This is a genomic window from Bacillus sp. Nf3 (assembly GCF_003028545.1).
Classification (GTDB): Bacteria; Bacillota; Bacilli; order Bacillales; family Bacillaceae; genus Bacillus; species Bacillus safensis.
On the sequence record NZ_PYUA01000004.1, the window covers coordinates 66740 to 84572 of the forward strand.

A 17833-nucleotide genomic window follows, 5' to 3' on the forward strand; every position below is an offset into this window, starting at 1 on the left:
ATGAGGAGGGATGGTTTCCTTGAGCGTATCTGAAAAACGTCTTTTACAAAGAGCGATTGATGAAATTACAGAAATTGCAGAAGGATTTGGTCTAGATTTTTATCCGATGAGATATGAAATCTGTCCCGCGGAAATTATTTATACGTTCGGTGCATACGGAATGCCAACACGATTCAGCCACTGGAGCTTTGGGAAGCAATTTCATAAAATGAAGCTTCATTATGATTTAGGGTTAAGTAAAATTTATGAGCTGGTGATCAATTCAAATCCTTGCTACGCCTTTCTACTTGATAACAATACGCTTGTTCAAAATAAATTAATTGTGGCTCATGTACTGGCACACTGTGATTTCTTCAAAAATAATTGCCGTTTCCAAAACACAAAACGAGATATGGTCGAAAGCATGTCAGCAGCGGCAGAGCGGATCAAAGAATATGAGCATATCCACGGAACAAAAGAAGTCGAATCCTTTTTAGACGCGGTATTGGCTATCCAAGAGCATATTGATCCGTCTCTTGTTCGATCAAAATTAAGCTGGAGTATGGACGATGAAGAAGAATATGAAGATGATAAACCAAAACGTCAAACGCCTTATGATGATTTGTGGGGAATGGATGAGCCGAAGACGCGTCAGAAAAAGAAAACCGTCAAACAATTTCCACCAAAGCCGGAAAAGGATCTTTTACTCTTTATTGAGGCGCATTCCCGGGAGCTGGAGCCATGGCAGCGGGATGTTCTTACTATGCTGAGAGAAGAAATGCTCTATTTTTGGCCGCAGCTGGAAACAAAGATTATGAATGAAGGCTGGGCATCGTATTGGCACCAACGGATAATGCGGGAGCTTGATTTGGATTCAAGTGAATCGATAGAGTTCGCAAAATTAAATGCAGGTGTGGTGCAGCCATCTAAAACAGGCATCAATCCTTACTATTTAGGGCTGAAGATTTTTGAAGATATCGAAGAGCGCTATGACAACCCGTGTGAAGAATTAAAAAAAGCAGGGGTCACAGAAGGATCTGGCCGCAGCAAAATGTTTGAAGTCAGGGAAATTGAATCGGATATTTCCTTTATTCGAAACTACTTAACGAAAGACCTTGTGATGAGAGAAGACTTGTACTTGTTTCAAAAGCAGGGGAGAGATTATAAAGTCATTGATAAAGAATGGAAGGCGGTACGTGATCAGTTAGTCAGCATGAGAGTGAATGGCGGCTTTCCGTATTTGACCGTGATTGATGGCGACTATTTAAAAAATAATGAACTTTATATCAAGCATTGGTATGAAGGCATTGAACTTGATCTGAAATACTTAGAAAAAGTCCTGCCGTATTTATATCAGCTATGGGGAAGAAGTGTGCATATCGAGTCAGTTCTTGAAGGAAAAGAAGTCATGTTTTCTTATGATGGAAAAGGGGTTCATCGGAAATATCTCGCATAAAAAAAGACGAAAAAAGATGTCTCTTAGCAGACATCTTTTTTGCTCGTTTTATTGGTTTTTCAGCAGTTTGAAAATGTGTTTTGCTTGATCGGTGTTTTCCATCAGACCTTTTAGCTGCTCACTTGTTGGACCATATGCATAGAATGGAACTTCATCACCGGTATGACCTGATGTGGTCCAGCCTGTATGTGATCTCGTGTTGATCACTTCTTCAATCGCATCATCAATTTTAACAGCATCCTTTGTTTCAGCGGCCTTTTGAATGGCGGCTGTTTCCTCTTTTGTGAAATCAAGATTGATATATTGTTTCAGCGCTGACTCAATAGGCATGCCGCTGACAATTTTGTTTGCGATAAAGTCAGGCGTCTTTTTCGCTGCTTTGACAGGCTTGTAATCCCAGCTGCCCGAACCGTCTGCTCCGAAGGAAAGTCCGCCAGTTGAATGATCTGCTGTCGTGATGACTAACGTGTTTTTATCCTTTTTCGCAAAACGAATCGCTTCTTCAAATGCTTTCTCAAAATCCTTCATTTCGCTCATCGCACTGACAATATCATGATCGTGTCCAGCCCAGTCAATTTGACTGCCTTCAACCATAAGGAAAAATCCTTTTTTGTTTTTAGACAGCTGTTTGATGGCTGAGGATGTCATATCTTGCAGGGAAGGAGTCGTTTTATCACGATCGATGGCTTTATCTAGACCTCCATCAGCAAAAATGCCTAACACTTTTTCATTTTTGTTTTTTTGTAAGGCGGCTTTATTGGTGACATAATCATAACCGGCTTGTTTGAATTCTTTCGTCAGATCACGATCCTTCCGGACAAAATCGACAAGTCCACCGCCAAGCATGACGTCGACTGTATGCTGTTTTCCGATTTTCTCATCGAAGAAATCATCAGCGATGGCTGCTGTGTTTTTCCTAGACACATCGTGAGCGGCATACGCAGCAGGCGTGGCATTCGTTAATTCAGATGTCACGACAAGACCCGTTGACTTTCCTTTGCGTTTGGCTTCTTCTAAAACGGTTTTTAATTTTTTGCCGTTTTTATTTACACCAATGGCATTGTTGTATGTCTTTTTACCAGTGGCCATGGCTGTACCAGCCGCTGCTGAATCAGTAATGTTACTTTTAGAGTCGTCAGGGTATGTTTTATGCATGCCAGTGAGGTAAGGGTCAAACGCTGTTTGCTTTGAAAGGTCACCGTTGTGTTTAAATGAGCGGTAAGTTGAAAGATAAGGTGTTCCCATGCCATCTCCAATCAGCACGATCACATTTTGCACATCATTTTTCGGCTTCTTTTTAGCCTCAGCTTTGTCAGCTTGTCCAAATTCAATCCCTGAAAAAATGCCAATCGATAGCACAGATGCTGCTGCCACTGCAGCGATTTTCGTTTTTGAGTTTTTCAACACACTCATTCATTTTGCCTCCTCATTGTTTATGTATCGCTCTTACGTTTACAATGGTAGAGCAGAAGTGTGGATTCCTTTTTACAGCATCGTAAAGTTCACTTTAAAATTGTAAAGGTCCACTTTACATAGAATGAACCAAAAAGAGAAATGAATGTATCATTTATCCATGACAAGATGCGATTATTTTGTCATGATTGTGTAATGAAAATGAAATAAAAAGAACCCTAAAAAAAAATAAATTTTGCCGAATTAATAAGCATAATGTCGTAGGAAGTCAAGACTATTTCTTCTGGTATTTGATCCTTATAATAGGGAGTAGATAAAAAATCGGATCAGATAGATACATACAGGAGGAACAAATGAAAAAACAATTGATCACAGCTGCAAGTGCAGTTCTACTTGGGACGACATTATTTGCCGGAGCTGCCTCAGCACAATCAGTAAAAGTTCAAAAAGGTGACTCTCTTTCTGTTCTAGCGAAAAGATACAAAACAAGCGTGAGCAAAATTAAATCAGACAATAAGCTGAAATCTAACGTAATTTATGTTGGACAAACCTTAAAAGTAAATGGCACTTCTTCGAAAAAAGCAGTGAAAACATCAAAAACAACAACAAAAGTAAAAACGGCTTCAGCAACTGCCACTCATAAAGTTGTCAAAGGCGATACATTATCGAAGATTGGCAAAAAATACGGGATGACTGTGAAAGAGCTGAAATCGTTAAATAAGCTTAAAACAGACCTCATCAAAATCGGACAAAAGCTAAAGGTGAAAAAGACATCTAAAGTAAAGACGAAACCTGTAAAAGAAAAAACAGTCTCTACTTCTTCCTTAAACACGTCTAAGCTCATAGCAGATGCTAAAGCGCAGAACGGTACACCATATAGATGGGGTGGAACGACACCGAAGGGCTTTGATTGCAGCGGATTTATGTGGTATATCATTAACAAACAAAAAAAGATTTCAAGACAAACCACTGAAGGCTTCTGGGGATCGATGAAAAGTGTATCCAAACCAAAAGTTGGAGATTTTGTCTTCTTTACAACGTATAAATCGGGTCCATCTCACATGGGTGTCTACCTTGGGAACAACAAGTTTATTCATGCTGCTTCTGACGGAGTAACGATCAGTGATATGACATCAAGCTATTGGAAGCCCATTTATCTTGGAGCGAAAACATTCGTAAACTAATTCATTTTAAGAGACTGCTATGAAGCAGTCTCTTTTTTCATATATCAATTGTGCCGCGGAACTGGTCTTTTCTCATAGATCACTATCAGTCTAAAGGCTTTAAAATAACATAATTGTGGACCCGCTTTTTAAAAAAGGGTCTAATTTTTGTTGCATAATAAGTATACTAAAAAAATATAATCTGCTATGTTGTATAATAAATAGAGAAAGACAAGCTATCAATTGAATAAGGAATGGAGAAAATCTAACCCACTTATTGACAAACATTTCGTTGATATATAAGAATTTTCACTCTATTTTTAAAAAAAGTGTTTTCATTTTTTAATTTTCATATATAATAATTTTACGCCACCAATTTATTGCGCTAAATTTAATCTAAATATTCAGAAAATATTGTGAATTATATGAATGTGGCGTCTTTAGACTGATACTAAGTTTTGGGAGTGATGGTATGAGCAATTCGTTGTTTAGAAAAAAGAGCATTTCAGAGCTCATTGCGGCAACACAAGGGGAAAAAGCATTAAAAAAGGAATTGGGTTCATTTGATTTAACCATGCTTGGCATTGGAGCCATAATTGGGACAGGGATATTTGTTCTGACAGGGACAGGAGCCGTCACTGCGGGGCCAGGACTTGTTCTATCATTTGTCATCGCAGGTCTTGCTTGTTTGTTTGCAGCACTGTCATATGCGGAATTTGCTTCCACAGTGCCTGTATCAGGGTCTGTGTATACATTTACGTACGCATCAATGGGGGAATTTCTAGCGTTTATCATTGGCTGGGATTTAATATTAGAATATATGCTGGCCGCTAGTGCCGTTTCAGCGGGCTGGTCAGGCTATTTTGTGTCATTTTTAAATGGGATAGGGATTCATATACCAGTTGAATTAACAGCAGCACCAGGTGGTTTAAAGGGGCAAGTGACATATTTTAATCTTCCAGCATTTATTATTTTAATGGTCATCACTTTCCTGCTGTACTTTGGTATTAAAGAATCAAAACGAGTAAATAACATCATGGTTATTATGAAAATTGCTGTGATTCTGCTCTTTATTTTAGTCGCTGTGAAATATGTAAAACCTGAAAACTGGACACCATTCGTTCCATTTGGGACATCAGGGGTCTTAAGTGCAGCAGCCCTAGTATTTTTTGCATTTATCGGGTTTGATGCAGTAGCTTCCGCGGCAGAGGAGACAAAAAATCCATCACGCAACCTGCCTAGAGGGATTATTACTTCCTTATTGATTTGTACGCTGCTTTATGTTGTTGTTAGTGCGATTATGACGGGCATCGTTCCTTTCATGAATTTTGAGGGAGTATCACATCCAGTGTCTCTCGTTTTACAAATAGCCGGACAAAACTGGGTGGCGGGTATTGTGGATGTCGGAGCAATTCTAGGGATGACAACCGTGATGCTTGTCATGCTGTACGGCCAGACACGCGTGATGTTTGCTATGTCTCGTGATGGTTTGGTGCCGAAGGTTCTATCAAAGGTTCATCCAAAGCATAAAACACCTTACATCAATACACTGTTCTTCGGTACATTGTCAGCATTAATGGGTGGATTTATTCCACTTGATGAGCTGGCAAGCCTAGTGAACATCGGGACACTTTCAGCATTCATTTTGATTTCAGTGGCCGTCATTGTGATGAGAAAAACGCAGCCGGACTTACCGAGAGCATTCAGATGCCCAGCAGTTCCGCTTATTCCGATCTTGGCTATTCTATCTTGCGGATTGCTCATTTATAAGCTTGGTGCAATCACCTTTGTTCGTTTCTTAATCTGGCTTGCGATTGGGCTGGTTGTGTATTTCTTATATTCAAGAAAGCACTCAGAATTGAATAAAAAATAACTTAAAAAAGCCCGTGCTACTTGGTTCAGTCAAGTAACACGGGCTTTTGCTTTTGAGTACTGATTAAAAACCTAACTGAAGATCGACATCGATTGATACGATGGCATAGACACAAACAATGACAAAGATATTCAGTACGACACCGAGGAAACCTGGACCCGTACGGCCTTTTTTAATGAACAGTTCAATAATGCCAAATGGAACTGCGGCCATTGCAAAAGGTAGCATTTGAAAAGAATAAAATGTCACGTTGCTGATAATGGCGAGGTTTAGCATGAGCAGGGATAATATCGCTGTGCCGACAGAAATCCAGCCAAATACATTATGCTCTTTAAAGATTCTTACCAATTCCATAATTCCACCTCGCTCACTTTTGCCGTTTTGATGCGTTTTGTCTTCACAAATTTCTCAATTTCTTTAGAAGGTCCAGTGACCACAGAGCCATAAACCGTGACGCCATTTCGATCGATATAGCGTATACGATTAGACAGATCAAGATCAGGTCTGCCAGAGATCGTTGTTGCCCAGGTCGGGTGCTGATTGACATAAGCAAGGGCATCTTTGAATTGATCTACCTCAGTTTTGGATGTGTGCTGAAGCTCTTTTAAAAATTCAGAGTCTTTCCCAGGAAAGCCGATTGGCCGCTGATTTCCACTTAATGAATCCTCTGTTTTAATCGCATTCCACAGCACTTTCATATCGTATTTTTTAGCAAAGGAATAAACATCCTTTGGTGTGTAAGCTTTGTCATAGGATACATACACTTCACTTACTGTTCCTTCAGGAAGCTTGTCTAACGTAGTGAGTGTTTGTTTTTTTGAGGCATCTGCTTGCGCCGAAGGATGAGTAAAGAAACCTTCCGTTTCGCGTGCGCTGTCACCATAATAAGAGATGGTAGGCTGCTTTAATTTATCGAAAAACATCTCGATTTGTTCACTGCCAATGGCTTCTGTTTTATTGCCAATTTGTTTTTGCAGCTTCAATTCGGTGTTCATCCCAAAAAGTTTGACCTGACCTTTTAAATCCTTCATATCTATGGCCACGTTTGGTTTGGTCAAAGCGACGGTGACAGCGGCTGTTTCCATGAAGTGATTGCCTTTGCTCTCGGCTCCGCCAACGCCGTAGTATAGATAACTTCCTAATGTACAAAGTGGTAAAATAATGAGTGTCGATATGACAGCAAGTACGGAAATACGTAAATATGACTTTCTTTTTCCGTATTGTAAAATGGCTTTTTGCTTCTCAGGACTGATGGAAAAATCTGTCCAATCCGAGTCGTTCAGTTCCTGGCTTAAGCGTTTTTCGTTTTCTTCAAGCTCTTCTTCAAACGCCATCATTTCTTCCTCATTCATCTCACCATTATTATATTGTTCCCATCGCTTGTTAAACTCTTCATTCATCATTAACACCTCTGTTGTAAAGTGCTTTTAGGCGCTGCCTTGCACGAAATAAAACACTTTTAAAATTTGCTTCAGTAATATTCATGACCTTGGATGCTTCCTTGTAATTTAGTTCTTTTAAATAATACAATGTCAACGCTTCCTTGTAGTTATCTGGAAGCTGCTCCAAATACATGGTGAGGACTTCCTTTATTTCAACCTGTTCAGCAGGGCTTTGTACAGACGTTTGTAAAAGGCCGCCAATGAGGTCATCCGATATGGTCACTTCTTTTTTATGTTTCCTGACATAATCAATAAAAGCATTTCGTGCCACCTGAAATAACCAAGGTTTCACTTTGCTATGGTCGTAGGAATGGATATGTATATACGCACGCATAAAGGTTTCCTGCAATAAGTCTTCTGCCAAATGTTTGTCTTTTGTCATGGAGAGCAGAAACCTGTAAACATCGTTCATATACATTTGATAAATTTCATCGATCGTCACTGATTTTTCTCCCCTCTATGTTATACACGCATAAGAAAGGCATAAAGTTGCACGAAACTTCTCATTACCGTACATTACTCATTTCTTTCGCCGAATCAAAATCATTTCTCCTTATCATAGCGAAATTTGCATCATTTATAAAGTATTTTCAATAGAACAAATCAGGAAAAAACATCGAAAAACGACAAAAATGGACACAATTCCTATTCTATTCTCCCCTAAAACCATGTGCTTGAATACAGTCAGAACGTTCATTTTAAACGAAAAAGACAGGGAGGATTGGGCTGCTCATAAATTTTTAGTACCAGGTAATAAAAAATTTGTTATAATAGAGACAAATCCTTCATTTTTCAAACAAAGGAAGTGCACTATGTATAAATTTTCAGGCTATACCGTCAAATTAATATTTGGTCTCCGAGGTGGAATCAAAGTATATCAAAAAGAGAATCTGCCAACTGATCGGGGGTTTGTCATTGCTTGTACACATGAGGGTTTTGTGGATGTTCTTGCATTAGGCGCAGGAATTCTTCCGTTTGAGATCCATTACATGGCGAAAAAAGAATTGTTTGCGAATAAATGGATCGGTGGATTTTTAAAAAAGATTCATGCCTTTCCAGTTGATCGAGAGAACCCTGGGCCAAGCAGTATTAAAACGCCCATTAAATTATTAAAAGAGGGAAAGATCGTTGGGATTTTTCCAAGCGGAACACGTACAACAGAGGATGTTCCTTTAAAAAGAGGGGCAGTGACCATTGCGCAGCTCGGTAAAGCGCCAATTGTTCCAGCCGCATACAAAGGGCCTTCAAATGCGAAAAGTCTTTTCAAAAAAGGGAAAATGCGCTTAATTATCGGTGAACCGATTGAACTGTCTGAATTTGACCATCTCCCGCCAAAAGAAAGATTAGGTGCCATGACGGAAGTATTAAACACGAGAATTAAAGAGTTAGAAGCTCAATTAATCGAAAAGTCATAAGAAAAACGACCGCTTGCTTAGGCAAGGGTCGTTTTTTATTAAGAAGCGCCTTCTTCAGCTGCTTCTAATAATTGTTCATTTAACTTTTTTACTTCGATGTATGCCACATGGTGTCCATCGACTTCATTAATGATAAATTCATAGCCTTGTTCACGAATGGCGTCATTTTTCTCTACTTCATATTTCTGAGTAAGGAACCAGCCGCCGATTGTGTCGACCTCTTCATTATCAAGCTGTATACCTAATAGCAGGTTGACTTGATCAACAAGGACCTTGCCATCAAAGATGTAATGGTCTTCTCCAAGTTTACGTACTTCGTTGATTTCATCAATGTCGAACTCATCACGAATTTCACCAACGATTTCTTCAAGAATGTCTTCAACGGTCACAAGACCTGCTGTACCGCCATATTCATCAGATAAAATGGCCATGTGTACACGTTCGCGCTGCATTTTGAGCAGTAAATCATGAACAGGAACCGTTTCAATCACATGAATAATCGGATTCACAAACTTTTCGATCGTATCACTTGTAGAACACTCACCGCTAATGCAGGCAGTGAGAACCTCTTTAATATTTAGAACACCAATAATGTTGTCTTTGTCGCCGTCTTCAATTGGATAACGTGTATATTTTTCTACCTTTGTTACTTTCAACATTTCCTCAATGGTAATATCATGAGGGAAGCTGACAACTTCGGTACGAGGAATCATAATTTCTTTCGCCAGACGGTCATCAAATTCGAAAATTTTATTTACATATTTGAATTCAGACTGGTTAATCTCGCCGCTCTTATAACTCTCTGATAAAATAATCCGCAATTCTTCTTCAGAGTGCGCCATATCATGCTCAGATACTTGCTGAAGACCAAACGCTTTTGTTAACAAACGAGCAGAACCATTTAATACCCAAATGAACGGGAACATCACTTTGTAAAAGATCATCAGTGGTCTAGCAAATAGAAGGGATACTTGCTCCGCCTTTTGAATGGCGAGTGTTTTTGGTGCAAGCTCTCCAACGACAACGTGTAAAAACGTCATGATACTAAACGCAATAATAAAAGTGACAATAGAACTAGCTGATTGAGGAATCGACAGCTCTACAAATAGTGGAGCAAGCATATGCGCAATTGTTTCTTCCCCTAACCAACCAATACCAAGGGCGGTAATGGTAATACCAAGCTGACAGGCTGATAAGTACTCATCAAGGTGAGTCGTTACATGCTTGACAGCAACTGCTGTTTTATTACCTTCTGCGATTAACTGATCAATTCTTGAGCTTCTTAAGCGAATGATCGCAAACTCTGATGCAACGAAAAACGCGGTTAAAGCTATAAGTAAAGCAACTATGAGTAAATTAACTATGTCCAATTAAGGCCTTCGTTCTGACTTTGAGAACGAAGGTAACACCTCCTGTTTAGTAAAAATTTTAACTTAACAGCAGTAAAAATGATTGGACAGCCGTCATTTTTTCAGGAGTAAGCTGTTCTTTTAATTTTTCACGTTGTTCTGGCTGAAGCTGCTTACAACGTGCCAAAATGCGGTCCATATGCTCATTCATCCGATCGATATCAGAGGTTAAATGGACAAGTTCATCATGATCTTCCTTTTGAGAAGGAAATTGTTCATCTAATCTGGATTTGATGTCAGAAAGAGCCAATCTCTGCTGTTTGCAAAGAACGATTAATTGTAATCGTTTTAAAGCATATTCATCGTAATAACGATAATTTGAGCAAGATCTAACAGGCGCAAGCAAACCTAGATTTGTATAATAATCTACAGTTCGTTTCGTTACCTGTGCAATCTGTGCTAGTTCACCAATACGATACTTTTTCTCAGCCCCATCTGAACATCTCCTCCTAACCGTCACGTTATAGTTTATGAAAATAGTTTAATATAATTCTAGTCTGAAACACAAGTTAATTGTTCATATTTCCTGCCAATAAGAAGAAACAGAGGAGGATTTCCCTCAATTTAGTCAGTCATGTCAAAAACAGCATGATGATACAGGAATTTTCAGATTATTTATGGTAAGATAAAATGAATACCGTTTCATATATATGTAGAGAGGCGGAATTTTACGTGAACCGGAGGTGGTTAAGTGGGGCCCTCAAAGTCGTCTTATTTAATCAGTTAACCGTTTTGCAAAACATAACATCATCAATCAGGAGGTGACTCCTTGTTCTTCTAAGAAAGAGCAAGGTTAAATGGACGATATTGTTAATCTGAGTATAGTCGGTGTTTTGATTGCTTTAACAGCTTTCTTTGTTGCATCTGAATTTGCCATAGTCAAGGTGAGAAGTTCAAGAATTAATCAGCTTGTTGCCGAAGGGTCCAAAAAGGCCATCATGGCGAAAAAGGTGACATCAAGGCTAGATGAATATTTGTCAGCCTGTCAGCTCGGTATTACAGTGACATCCCTTGGTTTAGGATGGATTGGTAAGCCGGCTGTGAAAGAACTTTTGGTTCGAGGTTTTGGTTTGACAAACATTCCTGATTCAGCAATCAGCCTGATCTCAGCAACACTTGCGTTCTCTATTATTACCTTTTTGCATGTAGTTGTAGGTGAGCTTGCACCAAAAACACTCGCCATTCAAAAGGCGGAAAAAATGACGCTATGGCTGTCAGGCCCGCTGCATGCATTTTATATCCTTATGTTCCCTTTCATTTATGTGTTAAACGGGTCAGCCCGTTTGCTAACTAAAATGATGGGCATTGATATGGGGGCTGAAAAAGAACATTCCCATTCTGAAGAGGAATTGAAAATTTTATTATCTGAGAGCTTAAAAAATGGGGAAATCAACCCATCAGAATATAATTATATGAACAAAATTTTCGATTTCGATAATCGAATTGCCAGAGAGATCATGATACCGCGCAGAGAAATTTGTGCGATTCCAGAAGATATGCCGTTAGATGATATCCTCGCCATCATGACGCAGGAAAAGTATACACGTTTCCCTGTGTTTTCAGGAGATAAAGACCATGTTATCGGCATGCTGAACAAAAAGCAGCTCTTTGCAGATCTTGTGTATCAAGGAGAAAAAAATCAACTGAAAATTCAAGATTATATATATCCAGTGATTGAGGTCATCGACACGATTCCTATTCAAGAGCTTCTCGTCAAGATGCAGCGTGATCGAATGCATATGGCGATCTTAACTGACGAATATGGCGGAACGTCTGGGCTTGTCACAACGGAAGATATTTTAGAAGAGATTGTCGGAGATATTCGAGATGAATTCGATGAAGATGAGCAGCCAGTTATTCAAAAAAGAGCCGATCATCATTATGTTTTAGATGGCAAAGTGAGATTGGATGAAGTTCAAGATTTGATCGAGATTTCATATCATGATGAGGAAATTGATACAATCGGCGGGCTCATCTTAAAAGAGAATATTGATATTAGAGAAGGACAATCCATCTATCTTGATGATATTCGAATGAAAGTGCTGGAAATGGATGGACGTTACGTTAAAAAGATTGATTTAAAAAAAGGCGTCACATCGGCAGAAAAAGGCAGTGTACGCACTGGGCTTGATATAAAGGAGCCACTGCTAGTAAACGAAATGACCTTGAGCGAAAAATAAGCTCAAGGTTTTTTTAGGTATTTAGTCTCTTTTAAACGAATATACGTTCGGTATATAATAAGAACAAACGTTCGATAAAGGGGGATGGACATGCTTTGGTATGAAACAGCAAGTATCACGGAGAAAAAAACATCAATGAAACGAATTGAGTTTCATTTAAAGAATTTCAAAAATTATCAAGCAGCGATCTTAAATATCGAAAGGCAGCTTGAAAAAAGAAGCCCGCATCATCTCGACCACATGACACGGAAAAAGTTAGAAGAGCAAAAAAGTCAGTATGAACTCATCGTTGCTTGTATTGAAACGGCATTAAAAGAGTTGGATGAAATAGAGCAGCAGCTCATCGATTACAAATATTTTCGAGATTGGCGGATGGCAAAATGTGCAATGGAAATCGGCTATAGTGAAAAAACACTCTTTTTGATGAAGCGCCAGCTCATGAATCAGCTGCTCATCAGCTTAGCCGCCATCACCAATATTTAAAAAAGATGCTGTCCTATTTGATAAAACGCAGCAAACAGACATAAAGACCCGATGATGGTAACCAATAAGTAGACAGCAAGCTGTCCAATTTGCCGCTCATGCAGCATGGACGCAGCCTCTACACTAAATGTAGAGAATGTTGTAAAACCACCGAAAAACCCAGTCCCAATGATCATAAGCAGCGGATTATTGTCAGTCACTGCACCTGTCAGTAAACCTAAACCGGCTGCACCGAGTAAGTTGATAAGAATAATACTATACGGAAAACGAGTATGAAACTTGGTTTTCTGAATCGATTGACTGAGGAAAAAACGAAGGGCACTGCCCATCCCGCCAGCAACAGCTGTATAAAATACAATCATTTATCTGCTTCCTTTCGGCTGCTCATTTTGTTGAAAGAAGTGCTGAGCGGTGATCAGTCCACATAAGGCAGCGCCCACTCCAGCAATCACTGAGAGTAGAATGTATATGACACTTGATGTGAACAGTCCATCCTGTAATAAGAGAACTGTTTCTTTAGAAAAAGTGGACATTGTCGTAAAACCACCACAAAATCCTGTTCCGATTAAAGCAGCAAGATACTTTTTTCCCTTCCGAAACATAAAATACCCTGTTGAAAAGCCAAGAAGCAGACTGCCTGTAATGTTTTCAATCAGTGTTGCATAGGGGAATGTGTGGCTGACAACGGACTGGCTAAGTTCATATCTGCAAAGGGTACCAACCAGTCCACCGATAAATACGGCGAGATATGCTTTCATTTACATCATTTCTCCTTTAGAAAAAATGGCGGGTGATCCGTCACCACTCCATCAATGGGATATGTTTTGATCCTGTCGGCTGTTTTTTGGTCTTTCACTGTCCATATAAAGACATCCATTCCAAATGAGTGGATGCGATCAATCCACCATCTGTTGATCATCGTTTTCTTCATATTAAGGCAATCGGCAAAGGAGCTGTACTCTGCTAATTTCCTTTTCGTCAGTTTGAAAGCCGAGGGTTTTATAATAAAAGCTGTTCGAAGAGAAGGGGCGTAAGCTTTGACTTTTTGAAGGGCATTGGCATCAAAAGATTGAACCATGATGTGACGGGAATAGGCAAACCGGTTGATGATGTCGACAACTGCCTTTTCAATCCCAATCTGTCGTTTTGGATGCTTGATCTCAATCAGTATCCCGACAAGCTGACTGTATCTTTGAAGGATTTCCTGTAAGGTGGGAATTCGTTCGTTGGCGTACTGAGAATCAAACCAGCTTCCTGCATCAAGTTTCTTCAGCCGATCAAGTGTATAACTTTTCACTAATCCGCTTCCGTTACTCGTTCGATCAACGGTATCATCATGGATAACGGCTACGTGCTGATCCATTGTCAGCTGGACGTCTAACTCAATATAATCCGCACCCTGCTGAACAGCTAAATCAAATGCGGCGATTGTATTTTCTGGGGCAGCGCTTGATGACCCTCTATGCGCGATAATATACACATGCTCCAGCTCCTGACATAAGTTCTGGTCTTATCATATCAAATTTTTGCTGTTTTTCCTTCTTTACTATATGGAACGAGGGAGAGCTGTATGTAATGGAACATGGCTTGTGGTGAGAAAGCATCGTGTATATAAGGTGAAAAGTTGCAGGAATATCCCAAGCTCTTATTGAGTAAATCTGAACTACATCATTTTTTCTTCGATCAATTTTGTCCAAATCGTCAGCGTTCGTCAAAATATTAGTGCTTTCGTCATGTTGACTGAAAATTCTGATGTTTTATAATGATGAAAAGGAGGCGAGATGATTGGGTAAAGGGAGAATTAGAGTGGAAGAACGTATTAAGGCCGAAACGGATGCTGAAATGTTTAAAGCGACTCTCCTTGATCAGGCTCAGAAGAAAAAGTAGTTTGCTGCCCGTCGATATGTCTCTAGCCAAAATTTCATATTTGAACATCATGCCTCGGGATTACTCCCGAGGCTTTTTATGTAGAGGTCAGACATTTAAGAGAGGACATGAACGAAGGATATATTATAAACTAGAGAGGATTGTTTTAAAGGAGAGAGACAGACATGTTTACACAAAAATGGATGGATACATATTTCACAGTAGATATTGCGATCCAAATCGGTATTAGCCTTTGTATTTTATTGCTTTTTTTATTGCTTCGGAAAGTATTTACGAAGTATTTATTTCAACTTCTGTTTAGGCTGACAAATCGGTCTAAAACGGAGGTCATTAACCAGATTGTTGTGGCATTTGAAAAACCAGCCAGGCTGTTTTTCGTGGCACTTGGTTTATATTTTGCGTTAAGACAGGCACCATACTTTGAGCATCATATGGATGTCATCATCAAATTGTATAGATCCTCCATTATATTGATGCTGACGTGGGGACTTTGTAATTTAACCGCAGCATCTTCCTTCTTATTTCAAAAGGTCAATTCGAAATTTGAATTAGAAATGGATGATATTTTAGCACCGTTTTTATCAAAGGTACTTCGTTTCATTATTATCGCACTAAGTATTAGTATCATTGCACAAGAATTTAATTATGATGTCAATGGACTTGTGGCAGGTCTTGGTTTAGGTGGTCTAGCCTTTGCGCTTGCCGCTCAGGATACAGTGGCTAACTTTTTTGGAGGGATTGTCATCATTACAGAGAAGCCTTTTACGATGGGCGACTTTGTGGAGACACCAAGTGTTCTTGGGACTGTGGAGGACATTACCTTTCGAAGTACAAGGTTTCGAACACCTGCTGAAGCCGTTGTGACCGTTCCGAATTCTACGCTTTCTAAGGAGCCGATCACAAACTGGACTAGAATGAATAAACGTCAGATTACGTTTTCTGTTCGCGTTTCCTACAATACACCAAAGGAAAACATTGATCAGTGTATTAAGCGTCTGAAGCAGATGCTTCACGAGCATGATGGTGTACATAAGGAGACGATTATGGTGAATCTCGATGTATTGGCAGACAGCTATTTGAACTTGTTTTTCAACTTTTACACAAACACGACAGCTTGGTCTGAAAACCTTGATATTAAGCAGGACATTAACTATCGCATCATAGATATTTTCCACGAAGAAGGCGTAGAATTTGCTTTCCCTGGACAGACCATTTATATGAAACAAAAAGGTGAGAAGCAGCTGGGTGAATAAAGGAGGAATGGTACGTGGATCAAAAAAAGCTGGAAGCGCTAAGAGAGAGAATATCGCAGGCTTCACATATCACGGTACTCTCAGGTGCAGGTATGAGTACTGAATCGGGTATTCCTGATTTTAGATCATCGGGTGGATTGTGGACGGAAGATACTTCTCGCATGGAGGCGATGAGCCGGTCCTACTTTTTATCAAATCCTCATCAATTCTGGCCGAAATTCAAGGAATTGTTTCAGATGAAAATGAGTGGGAAGTACGAGCCGAATAGTGGGCACACCTTTTTAGCCAGCCTTGAGCAACAAGGGAAGCATGTGGATATTTTCACCCAAAATATTGACGGTCTTCATAAAAAGGCGGGAAGCCAGCATGTATATGAACTCCATGGCTCCATTCAAACGGCTACTTGTCCATTGTGCCAGGCGGTATATGATTTGCCTTATTTGTTAAAAGAAGAGGTGCCGGTCTGTCAAAGGGTTTCCTCAGACGGCAGTACTTGTGGACGTGTGCTAAAAACAGATGTTGTTCTTTTTGGAGATATGGTCAAACATTTAGACCAAGTGGAGACATCACTTCAGAAAACGGACATGCTGCTCGTCATGGGGACTTCCCTGGAGGTAGCGCCAGCAAGATATATTCCAGAAGATGCAGCTCATGATCCTTCCATCTTCATGGTGATGATGAATTTGAGTGAAACAGAATTCGATCCGCTTTTTGATCTTGTCTTTCATGAGCGAATTGGCGATCTCGTGAATGCTTTATAGATTATTAAAAAACCCGCATCCTAAAGGTGCGGGTTTTTCTTTATTGCTGCAGCGGCTTCATTGTTTCATCAAGGACTTCAAATGTATAGCCCTTCGCCTTTAGCTGCGTAATTAAGCTGCTTAAGTATTTTGCCGTCGCAGGCTGATCATGCATTAAGATGATTTTTGGTTCTTTTGGATATTTTGTCTCCAGCACTTGCAGCTGATTTAATACCTCTGGTACATATTTTGAGCTTTTATATTTCCAGTCCAGACTGTCAATGGTCCAGTCCCAGTAGACAAAGCCTTTTTGTTTTAAACGTGCTTTTTGCTGATCGGTTAAATTGGGGGCACTGCCATAAGGTGTTCTTACAAGATGGGTATACTCACCTGTGACAGAAGCCAAAATGCGCTGATCTTCCTTCATCTCGTTAACAGGAGAATCACTTTTTTGATAAAAGCGTTTCACATCATGGGTAATACCATGAAGCCCTAATTGATGACCTTCTTGATGGAGTCTTTTCACAGCTGCCGGGTGTTCTTTAATCTGCGGCCCGAGCATAAAGAATGTAGCCTTCACTTTTTGCGCTTTTAGCACATCTAACAGCTGATTTGAAGTCGCTGATGGACCATCATCAAAGGTTAAAAAGATTGTTTGATCCGTTATATGTTTATTTGAATCGATCTTAAAATGTGCATCTAATGTTTTCCGAGAAGCATCTTTTGCTTTCATACTAGTGCTTGTGTCCCTAAATTGACTGCTCGCAGACAATTTCGCCGGCTGATCTGCTGCCTGCATATTGGTTTTGGACATATCCCAAATAAAAAAGAGGATCAGTGTCAGAATGACAAAACCAATCGCCTTTGAGAGCAGCATTGTGTTTGAAGGTGTCTGTTTTTTTTTAACCCGTTGCATTACAATCGCTCCAATAAATCAAAAATTTGTGTCGAATCATGTAGTAGATTCTGTCTTTTTCCGCTGTTTTTTGTCATGTTTATATGGTGTCAGTATACAGGAAAAAAGAGCCTATGAATATAGAAGATGCTAAAAAATTGGAATCTTTTTGGTTATGAATCTATATTTGTTACAATAGAAAGTTATCCATTTTATATGATGTGAAATAATTCTGAATAATCATT

The 17833-nt window shown here is 39.6% G+C and carries 19 protein-coding genes; 9 read left to right on the forward strand and 10 right to left on the reverse strand.

The genetic code is table 11. The features are described from left to right. Positions 1–10 precede the first annotated feature (10 nt). Positions 11–1435 carry a SpoVR family protein gene (locus C9414_RS13230; RefSeq protein ID WP_390273620.1) on the forward strand — a complete coding sequence of 475 codons (1425 nt, stop codon included), beginning with the start codon at positions 11–13 and terminating at the stop codon, positions 1433–1435. 48 nt (positions 1436–1483) lie between these two features. Here the strand turns inward: C9414_RS13230 and C9414_RS13235 are convergent, their stop codons facing one another. Next, a complete protein-coding gene (locus C9414_RS13235) occupies positions 1484–2848 on the reverse strand; it encodes an alkaline phosphatase (protein ID WP_107163807.1) in 1365 nt (454 codons plus the stop codon). Between the two features lie 353 nt (positions 2849–3201). Between C9414_RS13235 and C9414_RS13240 the strand changes: the two genes are divergently transcribed. Both C9414_RS13240 and bcaP read left to right on the forward strand, forming a co-directional pair. Next, entirely contained in the window at positions 3202–4032 is an 831-nt protein-coding gene (locus C9414_RS13240; protein WP_025093318.1) for a C40 family peptidase, read from the forward strand. 451 nt (positions 4033–4483) lie between these two features. Beyond that, entirely contained in the window at positions 4484–5884 is a 1401-nt protein-coding gene (gene bcaP / locus C9414_RS13245; protein WP_107163808.1) for a branched-chain amino acid transporter BcaP, read from the forward strand. A gap of 63 nt (positions 5885–5947) precedes the next feature. Here the strand turns inward: bcaP and C9414_RS13250 are convergent, their stop codons facing one another. From C9414_RS13250 to C9414_RS13260, 3 genes are read right to left on the reverse strand one after another with little or no spacing between them, the layout of a single operon-like run. Further along, entirely contained in the window at positions 5948–6238 is a 291-nt protein-coding gene (locus C9414_RS13250; RefSeq protein ID WP_024425288.1) for a hypothetical protein, read from the reverse strand. Beyond that, positions 6226–7284 carry an anti-sigma factor gene (locus tag C9414_RS13255; RefSeq protein WP_039177486.1) on the reverse strand — a complete coding sequence of 353 codons (1059 nt, stop codon included), beginning with the start codon at positions 7282–7284 and terminating at the stop codon, positions 6226–6228. The genes C9414_RS13250 and C9414_RS13255 overlap by 13 nt, the downstream gene beginning before the upstream one ends. Next, on the reverse strand, positions 7277–7768 hold the full coding sequence (locus C9414_RS13260) for a sigma-70 family RNA polymerase sigma factor (protein WP_024425287.1): 492 nt from the start codon (positions 7766–7768) through the stop codon (positions 7277–7279). Before C9414_RS13260 ends, C9414_RS13255 begins: the two co-directional genes overlap by 8 nt. A gap of 370 nt (positions 7769–8138) precedes the next feature. On the opposite strand from C9414_RS13260, the gene C9414_RS13265 reads away from it, so the two are divergent. Further along, positions 8139–8741, forward strand: a complete 603-nt coding sequence (locus C9414_RS13265; RefSeq protein WP_039177489.1) for a lysophospholipid acyltransferase family protein — start codon at positions 8139–8141, stop codon at positions 8739–8741. Between the two features lie 38 nt (positions 8742–8779). Here C9414_RS13265 and C9414_RS13270 read toward each other — a convergent pair whose 3' ends face one another. Both C9414_RS13270 and C9414_RS13275 read right to left on the reverse strand, forming a co-directional pair. Next, the gene (locus C9414_RS13270) at positions 8780–10111 is read right to left on the reverse strand and encodes a hemolysin family protein (protein ID WP_039177491.1); all 1332 of its coding nucleotides are present in this window, start codon (positions 10109–10111) and stop codon (positions 8780–8782) included. 58 nt (positions 10112–10169) lie between these two features. Next, on the reverse strand, positions 10170–10610 hold the full coding sequence (locus tag C9414_RS13275) for a MerR family transcriptional regulator (protein ID WP_034667702.1): 441 nt from the start codon (positions 10608–10610) through the stop codon (positions 10170–10172). Positions 10611–10947: 337 nt separating this feature from the next. On the opposite strand from C9414_RS13275, the gene C9414_RS13280 reads away from it, so the two are divergent. Next, positions 10948–12330, forward strand: a complete 1383-nt coding sequence (locus C9414_RS13280) for a hemolysin family protein (RefSeq protein ID WP_107163809.1) — start codon at positions 10948–10950, stop codon at positions 12328–12330. Positions 12331–12420: 90 nt separating this feature from the next. After that, complete coding sequence (locus C9414_RS13285; protein WP_107163810.1) at positions 12421–12813, forward strand: transcriptional regulator; 393 nt, start codon at positions 12421–12423, stop codon at positions 12811–12813. On the opposite strand, the gene crcB (C9414_RS13290) is transcribed toward C9414_RS13285, so the two are convergent. From crcB (C9414_RS13290) to C9414_RS13300, 3 genes are read right to left on the reverse strand one after another with little or no spacing between them, the layout of a single operon-like run. Beyond that, positions 12810–13175 carry a fluoride efflux transporter CrcB gene (gene crcB, locus C9414_RS13290; RefSeq protein WP_047202882.1) on the reverse strand — a complete coding sequence of 122 codons (366 nt, stop codon included), beginning with the start codon at positions 13173–13175 and terminating at the stop codon, positions 12810–12812. The genes C9414_RS13285 and crcB (C9414_RS13290) overlap by 4 nt on opposite strands. Next, positions 13176–13571, reverse strand: coding sequence for a fluoride efflux transporter CrcB (crcB, locus tag C9414_RS13295; protein ID WP_107163811.1), 396 nt, complete (start codon positions 13569–13571; stop codon positions 13176–13178). 5 nt (positions 13572–13576) lie between these two features. Then, positions 13577–14293: a glycerophosphodiester phosphodiesterase gene (locus C9414_RS13300; protein ID WP_107163812.1), complete on the reverse strand. Its 717-nt coding sequence runs from the start codon at positions 14291–14293 to the stop codon at positions 13577–13579. Positions 14294–14598: 305 nt separating this feature from the next. Between C9414_RS13300 and C9414_RS13305 the strand changes: the two genes are divergently transcribed. From C9414_RS13305 to C9414_RS13315, 3 genes are all read left to right on the forward strand, one after another. Beyond that, positions 14599–14700: a YhdX family protein gene (locus C9414_RS13305; protein WP_017360338.1), complete on the forward strand. Its 102-nt coding sequence runs from the start codon at positions 14599–14601 to the stop codon at positions 14698–14700. A gap of 164 nt (positions 14701–14864) precedes the next feature. After that, a complete protein-coding gene (locus tag C9414_RS13310; RefSeq protein ID WP_047202885.1) occupies positions 14865–15953 on the forward strand; it encodes a mechanosensitive ion channel family protein in 1089 nt (362 codons plus the stop codon). 29 nt (positions 15954–15982) lie between these two features. After that, a complete protein-coding gene (locus C9414_RS13315) occupies positions 15983–16714 on the forward strand; it encodes an NAD-dependent protein deacylase (protein WP_258182636.1) in 732 nt (243 codons plus the stop codon). Positions 16715–16754: 40 nt separating this feature from the next. On the opposite strand, the gene C9414_RS13320 is transcribed toward C9414_RS13315, so the two are convergent. Further along, positions 16755–17609 (reverse strand): polysaccharide deacetylase family protein, encoded by an 855-nt coding sequence (locus C9414_RS13320; RefSeq protein WP_107163814.1) that lies wholly within the window; start codon positions 17607–17609, stop codon positions 16755–16757. Positions 17610–17833: the final 224 nt, after the last annotated feature.

Coding starts and splice junctions, on each gene's coding strand:
- C9414_RS13230 (WP_390273620.1), top strand. CDS start 11: ATGGTTTCCTTGAGCGTATCTGAAAAACGTCTTTTACAAAGAGCGATT.
- C9414_RS13235 (WP_107163807.1), bottom strand. CDS start 2,848: ATGAGTGTGTTGAAAAACTCAAAAACGAAAATCGCTGCAGTGGCAGCA.
- C9414_RS13240 (WP_025093318.1), top strand. CDS start 3,202: ATGAAAAAACAATTGATCACAGCTGCAAGTGCAGTTCTACTTGGGACG.
- bcaP (WP_107163808.1), top strand. CDS start 4,484: ATGAGCAATTCGTTGTTTAGAAAAAAGAGCATTTCAGAGCTCATTGCG.
- C9414_RS13250 (WP_024425288.1), bottom strand. CDS start 6,238: ATGGAATTGGTAAGAATCTTTAAAGAGCATAATGTATTTGGCTGGATT.
- C9414_RS13255 (WP_039177486.1), bottom strand. CDS start 7,284: ATGAATGAAGAGTTTAACAAGCGATGGGAACAATATAATAATGGTGAG.
- C9414_RS13265 (WP_039177489.1), top strand. CDS start 8,139: ATGTATAAATTTTCAGGCTATACCGTCAAATTAATATTTGGTCTCCGA.
- C9414_RS13280 (WP_107163809.1), top strand. CDS start 10,948: ATGGACGATATTGTTAATCTGAGTATAGTCGGTGTTTTGATTGCTTTA.
- C9414_RS13285 (WP_107163810.1), top strand. CDS start 12,421: ATGCTTTGGTATGAAACAGCAAGTATCACGGAGAAAAAAACATCAATG.
- crcB (WP_047202882.1), bottom strand. CDS start 13,175: ATGATTGTATTTTATACAGCTGTTGCTGGCGGGATGGGCAGTGCCCTT.
- crcB (WP_107163811.1), bottom strand. CDS start 13,571: ATGAAAGCATATCTCGCCGTATTTATCGGTGGACTGGTTGGTACCCTT.
- C9414_RS13310 (WP_047202885.1), top strand. CDS start 14,865: ATGTTTACACAAAAATGGATGGATACATATTTCACAGTAGATATTGCG.
- C9414_RS13320 (WP_107163814.1), bottom strand. CDS start 17,609: ATGCAACGGGTTAAAAAAAAACAGACACCTTCAAACACAATGCTGCTC.